This window comes from Paenibacillus sp. PCH8 (assembly GCF_002968835.1).
Lineage (GTDB): Bacteria > Bacillota > Bacilli > Paenibacillales > Paenibacillaceae > Paenibacillus.
The window spans coordinates 340,555-356,068 of sequence record NZ_PKQK01000004.1 but is presented as its reverse complement, the minus strand read 5'-3'; the positions used below and the strand labels follow the sequence as shown (position 1 = coordinate 356,068).

General features: G+C 47.7%; 7 protein-coding genes and 1 pseudogene. 1 reads left to right on the top strand and 7 read right to left on the bottom strand.

The annotated features are described in order from the left end of the window. Positions 1 to 139 precede the first annotated feature (139 nt). Complete coding sequence (locus C0Q44_RS23105; RefSeq protein WP_181151144.1) at positions 140 to 790, top strand: GNAT family N-acetyltransferase; 651 nt, start codon at positions 140 to 142, stop codon at positions 788 to 790. A 203-nt stretch (positions 791 to 993) separates the two neighbouring features. On the opposite strand, the gene C0Q44_RS23100 is transcribed toward C0Q44_RS23105, so the two are convergent. The 7 genes and pseudogenes from C0Q44_RS23100 to C0Q44_RS23070 all read right to left on the bottom strand — a co-directional run bounded on the left by C0Q44_RS23100 (position 994) and on the right by C0Q44_RS23070 (position 15,208). After that, entirely contained in the window at positions 994 to 3,789 is a 2,796-nt protein-coding gene (locus C0Q44_RS23100; RefSeq protein ID WP_105409562.1) for an alpha-mannosidase, read from the bottom strand. A gap of 17 nt (positions 3,790 to 3,806) precedes the next feature. Then, on the bottom strand, positions 3,807 to 4,631 hold the full coding sequence (locus C0Q44_RS23095) for a carbohydrate ABC transporter permease (RefSeq protein ID WP_105409561.1): 825 nt from the start codon (positions 4,629 to 4,631) through the stop codon (positions 3,807 to 3,809). A 22-nt stretch (positions 4,632 to 4,653) separates the two neighbouring features. Next, positions 4,654 to 5,520: a carbohydrate ABC transporter permease gene (locus tag C0Q44_RS23090; RefSeq protein WP_105409560.1), complete on the bottom strand. Its 867-nt coding sequence runs from the start codon at positions 5,518 to 5,520 to the stop codon at positions 4,654 to 4,656. A 66-nt stretch (positions 5,521 to 5,586) separates the two neighbouring features. After that, complete coding sequence (locus C0Q44_RS23085) at positions 5,587 to 6,966, bottom strand: extracellular solute-binding protein (protein WP_105409559.1); 1,380 nt, start codon at positions 6,964 to 6,966, stop codon at positions 5,587 to 5,589. 99 nt (positions 6,967 to 7,065) lie between these two features. Beyond that, positions 7,066 to 8,366 (bottom strand): annotated as a pseudogene (locus tag C0Q44_RS23080) (glycoside hydrolase family 125 protein). Positions 8,367 to 8,596: 230 nt separating this feature from the next. Next, positions 8,597 to 9,757, bottom strand: a complete 1,161-nt coding sequence (locus tag C0Q44_RS23075) for a GntR family transcriptional regulator (RefSeq protein WP_308737465.1) — start codon at positions 9,755 to 9,757, stop codon at positions 8,597 to 8,599. A gap of 198 nt (positions 9,758 to 9,955) precedes the next feature. Beyond that, positions 9,956 to 15,208, bottom strand: coding sequence for a S8 family peptidase (locus tag C0Q44_RS23070; RefSeq protein WP_105409557.1), 5,253 nt, complete (start codon positions 15,206 to 15,208; stop codon positions 9,956 to 9,958). Positions 15,209 to 15,514 lie beyond the last annotated feature (306 nt).

Here is a 15,514-nt window from a genome sequence, read left to right as displayed (position 1 = left end):
ACCTCTCATTCAAACCCAACTGATATTAGGCGACTTGCACGAGTACCAGGTTCTAAGAAATCTACCCGTAACACTAAGAAATGTGCATTGTTCAACCCCATACATTTTAGGAGAATGGAGATATGAAACAACAGCCTTGATGAATCCTAAATTACAGATGGGGGTGATCGGAATGAAACAAATTATAATTACACACCAGCTCAATCTACATCAACAAGCACAAGTTTCCCATTTATTTTATGAAGCTTTTCCATTGAAAGTAAAATATCTTTGGTTTCATGCCCAAACGAAAGATCAAGCCGTGAAACTATTATCTCAATCCATTCAATTTGAACAGGGCATCTATGCTACAAGCGATGAAAAGGTGGTTGGATTCCTCGGATACAATGTAGGCAAGAAGGCATTCACACCAGCTAATCATATCGCTTTTCGGAACGTTTTTCCTCCGATTGTAGCGACTTGGCGATTTTTCCTGTATAAATTCTATCTGAAATTTCATCTATATCCTGAGAACGTCATGCACATTGACCCTATTGTTGTAATTGAAGAAGCTCGTGGCAAGGGTATAGGCCGATTGTTATTAACCGAACTGGAGCAAGTTGCAAAAAATAAGCAAATAACCCGAATTAATCTGGAGGTTGTGGATACGAATCCGTCAGCACAAAAATTATATGAACGAATCGGCTATGTCATCCAAAAAGAACTTAAATCTGGCCCTTTTACAGTACATGCAGGGTTTCGGAAAGTTATATTTATGCAAAAGTGTTTACAAGTCTCTCCTCCACTTTGAGCTGTAATCGGGAATAGAGAATCAATATGCCTATTCAGGAATCGGAGCAAGCTCTTGTTCTTGACTTCAGGGTTAGAACGAACTTTATTCCAATAAAACAAAAAAATCCACTGAAATCGTGAATTTCAGTGGATTTTTGCCCTGTTCGTCGATACCACGTTATGGTGAACTAGACATTTCTAATTTGTTTTGAATCGCTATAATTAACTCAGCGCATAACCTTGTGTAATAATTTTATATCCCGATATCGTCTGGCTGTGACCCTCCAACATATCGTTCTTCCGCTCTAGTACATCACTTTCATAGACGGAGACACATTCAAATCCAGGCTGCACGTTCAATTCAACCGGATTGCAGTCCAGATTATACCATCGGGCAATCAAATCTCCGGTTTCCTCTGCCATTTTCAGCGTGGAGAAGGCGAGGGTCGAACCTTGCTCATTCCAACCAAGCCATTGCTTGGTTAATGGAAGTTCAATCTTATGCTCATCAGCTCGATTATGACCTTCTTGCTCAAATGTATATGCGAGCGGCCCCAACTGCACTGTCGTCCACGGGATCGGATACATATAAGCGGTTGCACACGCTCCTGACTGTGCGGCATCTCCTTCATATGGAATAATCGCATATTCCACGGTCTGTGGTCCAAGACATTGAGCCTCCGGTGTTTCAAAGACACCCCAATCTCCCAGCTCCGAAGAAGCTCGAAGTAGCGTAACCGCAATCGTACTTCCCTCGTCATGTTGCAGAATTTCATACTCATTCAGACCCTTGTTCGCGATCATCAGCCCATGGCTGCCATCGGTTACATGTACAAAGGCTTGCTGGTGCTGGGCATTACTCGGATTCACCCATTCTTTGGCCGGTGTATTGGAACGTTTGGCAACTTCAAAGATGGAATCCGCATAGTGATCTTCTGTCACCAATCCGGATGGAAAGAGTGCGCGCAGTCGGTGATCCTTGGCTTGGTTATTAAAAGTGGTCCGTACCTTCACTATGGTGCTGTCTGCTTCCAGTGTATACATTGTCGTGATCGTCAACGCAACCGTATGCTTAACACGCTGCGCCTTCCGTTCTGTAAAAGGAACCATCTGACGCTTCTCCAGCTCAAAGCGCTCATCAGCCCCCGCCGGAATCTCCCAATACAGCACACTTTCCATCACGGCACGATAGGCGGATTGTTCCACCAACCGCAGTTCTGCCTTCAGATGCTCTGTCGTGAGCAAACCTTCACCCTCAGGCTGACGATACACATATTCATTACCGATATCTCCGGTATCTTCGTATGCATTCAATCCTTTATATTCAGCACCCGATGTTTTATCCTCGATGGTTACGGTACCGTTATGCTCAACAGTGACTCGTACATGACGGTTCTCCATCATGTTATTTTCCACCCCAACCGAATCGCTTGATGAATCGGCTGTCACTGCGTTCGCCGTGTTCTGGATAATAGGTACAAGACCATACGTTTGGTAACCAAGTGCAGGTACATCCACCGCCTGGAAAATCACTTTCACCTTACGCGCCATATACGGCTGGCGAAAACGATCTTTCGGAAGCTCATAACCGAAATGTGCCCCGAGATCCACCACTTCTGCCTCAGTCGTACGCCCATCTGCATCAACAAGTTGATACGCTGACAATGCCTTCTCTTCCAATCGTTTGGCGAGGGTCTGTGGATCAGGCCCTTCCGGGAAGAACGCTTTATCCACGATTAGTTCTTGCTCTATAACTCCGCTGCGCGTCCAGCCCGCTGTGTTAAACACGGTGAACAACACCGCATCCTCACCCCAGGCTTCCGTCTGTTGCCCACGAATGGATTCTGCAATGGCCTGTGAAGTCTGGGATACCAGCTTCTCCGTCAACTGTCTGCTCTTGGCAAAACGCGTTACCATCTCGCGATGTACTTCGTCCACACTACATCCGCAGATGCTATCATGCGGGTGGTTCTGCATCAGCATCTTCCAGGCATGTGTCAGCAGATGATGCGGGTATTCTTTGACCCCGGCCACATGCGCCATCGCCGCCAGCGGCTCAGCTACCTTTTCAAGCAACGTCTGTCCCTGCTGATTCAATTGTTTCAAATACACACGAGCCGAGGCAGTATTGACCAATGTCCCCCAACCGTCTGTGTGCTGACTTCGCAGCTCCCCTTCAATCGTCGCCAGATGTTCAGGAACATTCTGAGACACGGACTCGATATAATCATCAAAGTTGGAATGGACAAATTCCACATCCGGGTAGAGTTCGGAAGCTACGCGGAGTGCCTCAGGCAGATCCGTCTGAATCGGCTGGTGGTCACACCCATTCATGAACAATAGATGCGAAGTCGAAGCGAACTTCTCGGCATCCTCCAGGTTTTTGTCCCAATACGCCCGAGCTTTCTCAGGATCAACCGGAACTTCCATCCCGTTGCAATACCAATTCGCGAACAGAATCCCGAGCACTTCCGAACCGTCCGGGGAACGCCAGATCATCTCCGAATACGGGGATTCATACGAATCTGTATCCACTACAGCGTTATTGAATCCCGTAGGCTTAACCCCGCGTCCAAAGATCGCATTCTGAATATCCGCCTGTTGCAAAATCTGCGGAGCCTGTCCCATATTTCCGAACGAGTCAGGAAAATATCCGGTTTTGGATATTACGCCGAACGGTTTGGCATCCCGATGACCAATGAGCAGGTTCCGCAAGTTGGCCTCACTGCTCGTCAAGAATTCATCCTGCAATACATACCATGGGCCAAAATGAATGCGACCTTCCCGAATATAACGGTCAAGTCTCTCCTGTTGATCCGGGCGAACCTGTAAATAGTCCTCGCGTATAATCGTCTGTCCGTCCAGATGGAAATAACGATACTCCGGGTCCTGATCGAGCGTATCGAGCAGCTTGTCCATCAGTTCAACAAGTAATACGTGATGATGTTCATAGGGCATATACCATTCGCGATCCCAGTGGGTATGCGAGATCAGGTGTGCTGTCTTTGGGTTTGTCATATGTTGTACCTCCTGTCTTAGCCTTTCGTTGCTCCGCCCATACTGAAACCTTTGGACATATAACGTTGGGAGAATATATAGAGTACTACCGAGGGCATCGTATACAACATGGAGAACGCAGCCAATCTGCCGTATTCAACCATGCCATGACTGCCGAAGAATTGATAGATGGTGACCGATGCCGGAAGTTTGTCCGGTGTCTGGAGCAAGATGTAGGGCACAAAGAAATTCCCCCAGCTCCCCGAAAAAGTAAATATCGCTATCGTGGCAATACCAGGTAACATGAGCGGCGCCACGATTCTGCGCAGACTGTTCCATACCGATGCTCCGTCGATCCATGCCGACTCTTCCAGATCAATTGGAACCGCGTCCATGAAGTTCTTCATCATCCAGATCCCGTATGGCAGGGATGAAGCGGTCAGAAACAACATGGTGGCGATGATAGAGTTTTGCATTTTGAAGAACAGAAACATCTGAAATACAGGAACCATGACAGCGGTAATAGGCAGTGCAGTCATGAACAAGATGGATAACAAAAAGCTCTTCTTGAATCGCATTTCATACCGGGATAATGGATAGGCTGCCAGAACGGATACAAATACAACAAGCGCCGCCTGTCCTCCCGACAGAATCAGACCAACACCGAACGAGCGCAGATTGCTCTCATCCCCGAGTACATCTTTGAAATTTTGCATTGTCCACGTACTCGGCATCTTGATCCCCTGTTGTGCATTCGGATCAAATGAAGCCAGAATAATCCAGAGCAGCGGTAATAAAAAGCAGAGTCCCAGAAAGACCAGAATCCCATACTGGATTTTGCGTTGAAGCCCGTGTTTGACCATCGGGATCACACCTCCTTTATTGTTACACTTTCACTTTCATGGATCGCATGTAGAACAGACTCGCTATAATTCCGATGAACAGGAGCACAAGCGATATGGCTGTACCGTAACCAAACTGATAGTTCACAAAAGCTTGATTGTACATAAATATCGGCAAGGTCTGCGTTGACGTACCCGGACCGCCACCTGTCATCGTATAGATCAGGGTGAACACGCCGAGTGTCTGCAACGTAACCAGCATCATGTTCGTGACGATCGAGCCCTTTACCATCGGAATGGTAATGTGGCGAATAATCTGAAATCCGGTGGCACTGTCAATAATGGCAGCCTCTTCGACTTCCTTAGGTATATCATCCAGTGCCGATTGGTATACCATCATGGAGAACGCAGTCCCGTGCCATATATTCGCGATGATGACACTCACCATCGGGAAGCTGAACAGCCAAGAGATCGGGCTAACTCCAAACCAGCCAAGCATCTGATTCAGCGAACCACTGTCGCTAAAAAAAGCAACCATACAAAAAGCTACAACGATCTCTGGTGTTACCCAGCCTGCGATGACGATAATTCCGATGACCCGGCGGAAGGTCACATTCTTTTCTTTCATTAATAGAGCCAGTATGAATCCCAGAAGTACCTGTCCAATCACGGCGGAGAAGATCAGGAACACCAATGTTCGCCAGACACTAATCCGGAAGTCCGGGTCCTGGAACATGTTAATGAAGTTCTGGAATCCGACAAATTCAAGACTCTTCGCTGCCGCCCCGGTCAGAGCCATGTTCGTAAAGGCAAAGCAGATCGTCAGAATGATAGGAATGATAAAAAATACAAGCAATAGCATTACGGAAGGCATTAGAAACAGAAATGCGCCTGGGGCTTTCCTTTTCATAAGTCACTCTCCATTCGAACCGGAAAAAGGGGAGTCTGCGCTCCCCTTCCGAATATATCGATGTCGTTATTTTTCTTCGATGCTGTCAGCTCCAACGGAGCGGGATACATTGTCCTTTAATTGTTGGATGGCATCTTCCGGAGTCAGCTTGCCAGAGGCAATGCTCTCTACGATGCTCTGCAATTGGGCTGATACCGCAGCATACTGATCATTCGCTGGGCGGAAGTGAGCAACTTTGAGCAACTCCTGTGCTTCCTTCGTATATGGACGATCCGTATACCCTTCGACTTCGGTGGAATCGTCACGCGGACTAAGGCTACCCTCGGCTACCACGCGTGCAGTCGCATTTTCCTTGTTCATCAGGAACTCGATAAATTTCCATGCAGCTTCCTTGTCTTTGGCTTGGGCCGGAACGGACCATGCCCATCCTCCCGACATGGTTGTGGCTCCTGGCTCCTGTCCATTCTGTGTAGGGAATGGTGCGAAGCCTATCTTCTCTTCGACATTTGCGATCGGTGCAGCTCCATTCTCTGCCCACGTCGATCCTGCCCAGCTGCCATCTACAGCCATCGCAAGCTTGTCTTGCGGGAACTGCTGCTGGAATGCAATGCTTCCTGCCTGACCATTCAGCGCAACTTGCATGGTCGGACCCGTTTTGTCCGTATTAAACACTTGGTCAATGAATTTGAATGAATCCAGCAATCCGGGACTGTTTACGACCCATTTCTTGCTCGCATCGTCGTACAGCGTGTCATCCGTACCATATAGCAGCATTTCAAGCGTTTGCATCGTAACACCTTCACCGTTGGCTTTGCCCACAATCATGTTCAACGGCGTCACACCCGGCAGCTTCTGCTTGATCGTGCGAGCTGCTTCGAGCACTTCTGCCCAACTTGCGGGTTTGAACGGAACATCCAACCCGGCTTGCTGGAACAGATCCTTGTTATACCAGATGCCCCGTGTATCTGAAGTCGCTGGAACACCGTAGATTTTGCCGTCTTCCCCGGTTACACCCGCTTTCAGATTATCGATAATATGTGCATTCCAATCGGACCAGCCTTTGACCTGTTCATCCAGGGGCTCCAAATATCCAGCTGCCGCATCGGACTTAATAATGGAAGTATCTTCGGCAATCACATCAGGCGCAGTATCGGGTGATTTCATCTGTAATACCATTTTGGATGTATAATCGCCTTCACTGGCGAGTACGGGTGCAATGTTGATTTTGATATCCGGATTTTCTTTCTCAAATTGATCCACCAAACCAGACTGAAAGAATTTCGTAAGGGTATCTTCTGATCCTGAAGAACGGAATGATACGGTGACTTCCCTCTTGCCATCACTGGTTGTACCTGTACTGGAACTTCCACCCGAACAGGCTGTAGTAAGAATAAGTAAGGACGTCATAACTGCTGCTACTGGCAATTTCAATGATATTTTTCTCATCGTTCGCTCTCCTCTTGGTCGGAATTCACTAGAATCACTAGAATTCACTGAACTCTGCACGATATAATCTACTCGCAGGTTTCCTCTTGTTTCCTCATCCTATTTCTGTACGCGAAATCCGCAATAGTCCATCATAAGTTCACTGAAAAGCATGTTCGACCAGGAAAACCATGGCCGTGTATACTCATGCGGATTGTCAGCTGAGAATCCTTCGTGAGTCAGCCCGGTATCGGCATCCGTCCGTTGAATAAGCTGAAGCAATCGCATTTTCTCCTTCTCATCTGTTGTAGTCAGACCCTGCATGGATAAGGCAATATGCCATATATAGCCTTCAGGTGTATGCGGGCTACCAATCCCTGAAGCAGCTGTACCCTCATAGAAATACGGGTTGTGAGAGGACAGAATGAACTTCCGTGTATTCTGATACACTTCATCGTCTTCCCCAACGTATCCGAGATAAGGTAAGGACAGCAGGCTCGGCACATTGGCATCATCCATCAGATTGTGATTGCCCATTCCGTCCGTCTCATAAGCATATATCGTTCCGAATTCGGGATGTTCCACCCGCCCGTACTGCTGAATGCCTGTGTCGATTTCTTCGGCCAGTATACGGGCCGTTTCCCCATCGTTGCATCCCGATATACGCTTTCAGCAATTTCCTGCACATACCTAAGCGCAACAACCGCGAACATGTTGGATGGAATCAGATATCCATATTCACAGCGGTCATCACTCGGACGGAACCCCGACCAGGTCATGCCTGTATATGCTGTTTCTGTACCGCGTCCCTCCCTGCCGAGTGTATCTGTCACAGGAGCATGCAAACGCTGGAATGAATATGGAGATTTTGACTCATGATGCTGTTCCACTTGCCATAACTGCATAATCACCTTGATTGCCTTACGGAACGTATCATTGAACTGATCGGTCCTGCCTGTATTTTTCCATAAGAGATAACTAAGCTGGATCGGATAAGCCAACGAGTCAATCTCATATTTTCGTTCCCAGATCCAATCATTCATTTGTGTCAGGTCTGCCTGATGACCTTTCCCGCTCTCTGTTTCATTAAAAGCGTTTGCATAAGGATCAAGCAGAACATAGCTCAGTTGCCGCTCAACCAATCCGGCGATCATATCAGCCACATCTTTATCTTGTGAAGCCAGAACGAGATAGGGTCTGACCTGTGCCGCTGAATCCCTTAACCACATAGCTGGAATATCACCTGTAATGACAAAAGTGGTTCCATCTTCTTTGCGTTGAATGGTCGTTGCCATCGTGTTGGTAAAACAATTCCTGAACATATCTACAAGCTCGGGATGCTCCGGCATACGTTCCTTAATCTGGTCTATCATCTGATAGATCGAGGGAGAAATATCTTGTTCTTTTCTCGTGATCTGCATATGTCCTCCTTGGTCACTGATGTTTGTTAACCGCTTTCATCATCCTAAAACGAATTAAATGTTATGTCAATATATTTATTTGTATATCAGCATGTTAAGTACAAAGTTAATTTTAAATGATATGACAACTTTTGGGATGAAAGTAAATTAAAATACATAAAAAAGAGACTTCTTGTATCGAAGTCCCTCCAATGTGTTGCATATGGTATATCATACTGTCATAAGACTATTTAGCCTTTAACGTGACTTGTCGTTGTTCCCTCCACGAGGCGAGCAGGTAAAAGAATTCTTTTCACCCCGGTTGATTCATTGTTCTTCATGTTCTGTAGAACCATCTCAAACGCGGTCTTCCCCATCTCAAACTGATTTTGTTTCAGATGAGTGATCCGGCAGTTCTCAGAACGGTGCGGGTTATCAAAACAGATGATCGACAGGTCCTCGGGAACATGCAACCCCAGTCGCTCCGCTGCCTGTTCGGCAATCAACGCAATATCATATTCCGCAGCAAATAAAGCTGAAATCTGGGGATACTTTTGCATATGCTCCACAAGCATCTGAACATCACGGATCTTGGCTTCAGGATCGAATTCACTCGGCAATGACGACAGAAAGGATTCAACCCACAGTTCCCTGTTTACTAGCACGCCCTGATCATTATGAGCTTCTGTAATGCCTTCAATTCGTTCTTCAATTGCTGTCGTATTCGCCGGGGGCTGGGTCAGAAATGCAATGTGTTGATGTCCCAGATCAAAGAGATAATTCGCACCTTCCCTTGCTGCGCCTGCATTATCCGTACTTACAGAAGAGGCTGGAATACCCTTCAGATAACGGTCAATCATGACAAAGGGAAATTTGCTGACGACCAGCTTCAGTATTTCATCACTGAAATACTCGCCCTGCGCAGGAAAGATAATTAAACCGTCCACACCCAGCTCCAGAAGCTCCCGAATGCTCTGCTCCTCCTGTTCGGGAATGCCAAAGGACCGTCTTAACACAAGAAAACAATCATGTTCCCGGGAAGCTTCCTCCATGCCATATAGAAGTTCCGTACCGTACATGTCGCTAAAATTGGTAATGACGAGACCGATAAGCAGCTTTCTCTCTTGTTCTTTCCCTACGGAAGGCTGAGATAGACGGCTCAGTCCCTCATGCGCAGTGTTCGCTACAAATGAACCGCGACCTGGCTGACGAACAATCAGGTGTTCATTGGCCAACATCTCCAGTGCCTTTTTGGTCGTAATCCGGCTAACTCCGAATTCATCACATAATTCTTTCTCTGATGGCACACGCTCACCAACCTTATATTGATGAAGCTGTATACGTTCTCTAAGCGACTCAAAGATCTGTTCATACATCGGCTTGGAAGCCGAGTCCTTCCCCAATACGAGCACCTCCATTAACAACCATTACTTCGTATGTCTTACATCCTAATATATCATGTTATATCATTAATGTGAAGAAAGAGATCATTTGTACAACTGAAACAACTCGACGTGAAAAAGAAAAACCGACAAGCCCTGGTACTTTGGCTTGTCGGTTGATTGTATGAATAGTGGAACAAATTGTCATGAGTGTCACATTGGGAGTGATTAAGGCAGCAGGTCTTCAGTCGAAGGTGCAGTGAGTTCCGACTCTGCTGGGCTGGAATCTACCTCTGGAGCAGGTTGCTCTTGTGCTGCACTTACGAACAACTTGCCCGCTGCTTTCACTTCCACTTTGTTGCCTGCTGCATCCTGAGCACGGATTACAATGACGCCACCCTCAAGGACAAGAGAAGAAGGTGTGTTGTACGTCCCTGTATAACGACCAGGCTCGGTTTCTACCAATGGAACTTCTCCTGCCTCCTGCGCATTCAGATTCAGCGGTAACTGAATCCGGAAGGATGCTTGAAGTCCCGGTTTGCTGTCAAATGAAACGGTCACACTCTCACCTGATGTGATTCGCACATCTTCTGCCGGAGTAATGTTTGCAAGTTCAGGCAACCCCGTTTCCACGTAAACGGTGCGGTTAACGGTTGTTTGGTTGCCAGCAAGATCTGTTGCCGTAATGGTGATCTTGTTCTCGCCTTGACTAACCAATAAGCGATGACTGAAACTTCTGTCTTTGCCCACTTGTACGGTTTGTCCGTTGATGGTTACTTTATTAAGGAATTGTTCCACGACATTACCCGTTACGTGAACAACTTCTGCATTAGTTCGGCTATTTTGAGCCGGGGTAAGAATCGTCAACTGTGGTTTGGTCTGATCCAGAATGATGACGACGGGAAGCGAACGATCCGTTGTTTTTCCGTTGACCACTGCCTCAGCCGTGATTGCATTGATTCCTGCACGAAGCTTCACCCCGTACGAGAATTTCCCATCTACTATCGTTGTTGTTCCAGCCAGATCCTTGCCATTGTACAGCTTGATTTGAGCTCCGGATGCTGGAGACGTTCCTGATACGGTGAAGGTTGATTGATTCGTATACGTGTTCTTAGGTGACGTAAGTACCGGCGCATGAACCGGATACTGCACGACTGCACGAATCATGTAATTGCCTTCTTCCGCAGGTGCGGTGCTCCATGCTCCACCTACACGCTGCCAGCTTCGTGCAGCATTGGTACTGTTCTCATCGGTTGCCAGTCCTGGAGCGCTTGTGCCAGCCACGCTCTGTACATACACGATGTAGAAATCCCCAGTTACGATTACCGGTTCCGGGAAATCCACGGATGTCCACTGATCATTACGAAGTGCAGTACCATTGAATGGTCCAGCCAGCTGTCGTCCAGGAGCTCCGCCAGCACCGGATGCATCATATACGGCATATTGGAATGCAGTCCCCCCGGGTACTGGCCATTCCGTGTTCCAGAATCGGAACGATGCACCTGTCAGTTGGGCGGTCTTTAGCTCTGGTGTCATTCGAACTGCCCAGGCATTATCCGCAGCTACAAAAGCTCTCGCATTCTCTGCAGTTCCATCATCATAAGCGATTTCCCCTGGGAAACCGATGAACGGTTTCAAGGCAACATTTGCCTCTACCGTTCCATTACCAGGTACAGTTACACTAACCGTTTTACTGTAATAATCAGCAGCCCGGATAGACAAGCTATAATTTCCTTCCAGTACCTGAAGAACGAAGCTGCCATCTGAGCCTGTACGAACTTCACCTACCTGAGCATCTTCCACCACTAGAACGGAAGCATCCACCAGAGGTTGACCTGTCCGCTCATCCGTGATTACACCTTCAATCTGTCCATATGGGATCGTCTCCAGATTGAAGTTGGCTTTGGCTCCGCTACCGTCAGTGATCGTCACCTGCTGAGTTCGAGGATAATATCCGTATGCCTCAGCCTTTAACGTGTAATCACCTGCCACATGTGTGAAGCTGTACTTTCCAGTCGTTGAATCGGTCTTCACCGAACGTCCGGTTTCCAGTACGGTCACCGTTGCACTTGCAGGCAGACTTTGTGGATTAACCGAACCGGTTCCCGGTTTTTCTACATCCGGTTGTTGTTGCTTCGTTTGGTTGAATTCCGCTTTGTCCGTTCGTGAAATTTTGTACCAAGGATTATCATAGGATGGTTTCGGCTTGTCACTGTTAAGTATGACAGCATTGTCCTCTGTTACCGTCTCCGCTGCAATCCCCAGCACCCGGAAGTCATCAATGAACCAGCCTGTCTTCACGACACTGTTGTCTGAGGTCAGGCGGAACCGGAATTGTACTTCACTACCTGTCAGTGCATCCAGGTTATAGAATACCGGTGTCCATTGTTTACCGTTCGTATTGTGCGAGAATTTGCCAAGTTCCGACCAAGTTGATCCACCATTATTGGTGACTTCCACATATCCATAATCATAGCCGCCCTCAATCTCGTACCAGTGATTGAACGTGAGCGTCCCTTCAGGCACGTCAGTCAAATCAATGATCGGAGATACAAGTGAATAGTTGGAACCATTCTCGTACGTATTGTCGAGATCAGTCGCCCATACATTCGGCGGAGAAACCGCGCTGGCAGGTCCAGATACCGGAGTACCACGCTCCCACTCGTCTTTGGTTCCCGAATGTGTCCACCCGTTGTCATCACCGCCATCGAAATGATCGAGGTACATGTCTTCAGGGACCTCCACGGTGATGGATACCTCATTCGACTTGTCGCTTTCATTGCCACTATAATCGAGTGCGGCAACGGTATAATAATAGGTCGAATCCGTCACTGTAGCCGTATCCGTAAATGTCGTTCCTCCTGTACTTCCAATCGATTCATAGCCTGTACCGGATGTTGTGGAACGATATACGATATAGGATTCGAGATCCTCATCGTTCGATCCAGTCCAGCTCAGGGTCACATTGCCCAGAATATCAGCGGTCGCATTTAATCCCGCAGGAGCTCCCGGTGCAAGATCATTCAGTTCCTCAACAGCGAAATCATCAATGTACAAACCAGCCTTTTGCACCGACTTATCACTGGTCAAGTTGAATTTGATAAACACCTGCTGTCCCGCGTATTCGCGAAGGTCCACATATTGCGTCTTCCAACTACCACCCGTGCCCGTAAAGGCTAACAACTCTTCAAACACATAGTCACTATCTTCTGAAGCGATGTATACCTTACCAAAATCAATATTATTCTCCAGGTCATACCAGTGTTTGAAGGATAATAACGCCCCTTCTGGACTCTCGGTGAGATCAATAGGTGGTGCAAGCAGATAAGCATTGCTATTCGCAACATATGTCCCTTGCACATTGGTTGCAATCACCTTATCACCGGAGTATGCACTTCCAGGACCACTGGTTGGTGCTCCCCATACCCATGTACTTCCGGTTCCACCCGTCGTGAAGCCCAGTTGATCTTCTTCAAAATCCTGGATGTATCCTGGTTGAACACCATTGGACACAGCCACTTTGTACACCTGACTTTCGAATCCGTTGTTGCCGTAATCATTCACCCGGATATAATACTCTACGCCTTGCGGCTCAATGAGAAATGCCGGAATGGTCGCTGTATACGTACCACCCTTGCTATCCCCGGCAATGCGGTTCATCGGCAGGTAGACATACTGACTTGTACCTGTCGTTTTGGCAAAAGCCTCAACGGAGATTACCGCGACGTTATCTGTCACATGTGCCGTTAAAGGAATATCAAGACCTGTAAATGCAGAGTTAACGGGAGTATGTTGCAACACCGGTTCTTCCAGATCATCTCCGGCTGTAACAACTCTTCCCGATACTGTGCCTATTCCTTCCATTACAGAACCCACAGCATCCAGGGCATTAATGATGCCGTGACCATACCCGTTGTTTGGCGTGGTTGGATACTGACTGTCCGTTCTCGGCGTCGCGGTATCCATAATGATCTGCTCCAGTTGATCCACAGTAAGTGAGTGGTTAGCTTGAAGCAGCAGTGCTGCGAGTGCAGTGGTATGCGGGCCTGCCATCGATGTACCGTTCCAGCCGCCCTCATACACACCGCCTGGAACTGCTGAACGGATATTTACCCCAGGGGCTGACACTTCCGGTTTGATCTCACCATAAGGAGATGGACCCAACAGTGAGAAGGAACCCAGATTACCATTGACATCTGTCGCTCCTGTTGCGAAACTTTCCGGGTAATTCGCAGGGTTTGCGACAGATCCGGGCCCACCCGGATTCGTCAATCTCACATTTCCGGCAGAGAACTCGGGAAAGATCTGCGCATCACGCCAGGCTTGAACCATAGGCCGGAACCATTCATCCAGACCTGCCCCTCCGCCCCACGAATTGTTAACCACATCCGGTGCAAGTTCAGGATGCAGATTGCCTTCAGCATCCACCGGAGCGATAAGCCACTGTCCTCCATCCAGAATAATGGCATCCGTCGTTTCCGGATTGAATATTCGCACACCAATCCATTTCGCACCGGGAGCAACCCCGATCTGGTTGGTGCCATCCTCTTCGGAGCCAACCATCGTACCCATGGTGTGCGTACCATGCCCATCTTCGTCCGCAGGAAGGGAAGCGTTACTGTGCGGATCATACCAACTCAGCTCGGGATCAACAATATTGCCCGAAGCATCGAGTCCCCGCCATTTGCTGCGAAGCGCCGGATGGGTGTAGTCTACACCACTGTCCAGATTGGCAACGACAATTCCTGTTCCATCAATGCCCCTATCCCATACGGCTGGCGCATTGATATAATCAATGTTCCATTCCACATTCTCGGTCAGCAGCTTATCTTTGACTGCAGGCTCTTTGTCTTTGACACCAACGCTGGCATCATTGCCCGAAGATTGTGCTGGCGTTTCAACTACACCCTTGGCAGGAGCAACGCTTGACGACTCTTTACTCACTTCAGCTTTTTGCAGATATCGTGTCTCATTCGGTAGAATCTTCTCCACCTCAGGCAGCAGGGCAATCTGCTCCATGACTTCTTTGGTGCTCGTTACCGCCAATGAATTGATGATAAAATAGCTTTTATATTCTTTGACCTTGCCCTGGTCAACTTCCTTTTCCAGATAATTTTCCAATGTAAATTGTGTGCGTGAGGCGGTTTCCCGCAGAGAGCTGACGACCGAGCTTCGAACGGACAGCTTCGTGGCTGAGGCCGTTTGTTTAGCGATGGTCGCCTTTTCCAAGGCTTGTTTGGAGACGGCCGCCGTGTCCACTTGTTCCTTCATTTTCACCAAATAGGTAACGTATTCGCTACCGTCGAATTCTTTGGATAACTTGGCGTTTACTTTGGATTCCGAAACCTTGGCGAGTCCAGATTTCATATCCATTTTCGATGATGTGGAGTTTTCAGCTGAAACCGGATGAATGATCGAAAATGCAAGGAGAAGCGAGAGCCCCATGGAGATGGGCTTGCGTAACCGATTAATCTTTATCAAACTTTTCCACTCCCTTTACCCGGTTTTGTAATTTAGTCTGGTACAAGTGCCCTTCTCTGCGAATTAAGACGATAAAATAACCTTTATTGCGGACGAAATAGACGCCCTGGGTTTCACATAAAGCCTCACCTCCTTTACAGGTATGGTTAGGGAACAATATGAGTCAGAAGAGATAGCAGATCAGTCTATGATTTTTCGCTTGGAAGTTTAGGAGATTGAACAACTCGGATTAAGCCATGAGAGTGATCGGTTTGGGTGTTTGGGTTATGCCATGCGAGTGAATGTCAATAAGCATTCATGTGGAAG

Excerpts from the sequence above, each read along its gene's own strand:
- C0Q44_RS23095 (WP_105409561.1), bottom strand. The coding sequence starts at position 4,631 with ATGGTCAAACACGGGCTTCAACGCAAAATCCAGTATGGGATTCTGGTC.
- C0Q44_RS23105 (WP_181151144.1), top strand. The coding sequence starts at position 140 with ATGAATCCTAAATTACAGATGGGGGTGATCGGAATGAAACAAATTATA.
- C0Q44_RS23090 (WP_105409560.1), bottom strand. The coding sequence starts at position 5,520 with ATGAAAAGGAAAGCCCCAGGCGCATTTCTGTTTCTAATGCCTTCCGTA.
- C0Q44_RS23085 (WP_105409559.1), bottom strand. The coding sequence starts at position 6,966 with ATGAGAAAAATATCATTGAAATTGCCAGTAGCAGCAGTTATGACGTCC.
- C0Q44_RS23100 (WP_105409562.1), bottom strand. The coding sequence starts at position 3,789 with ATGACAAACCCAAAGACAGCACACCTGATCTCGCATACCCACTGGGAT.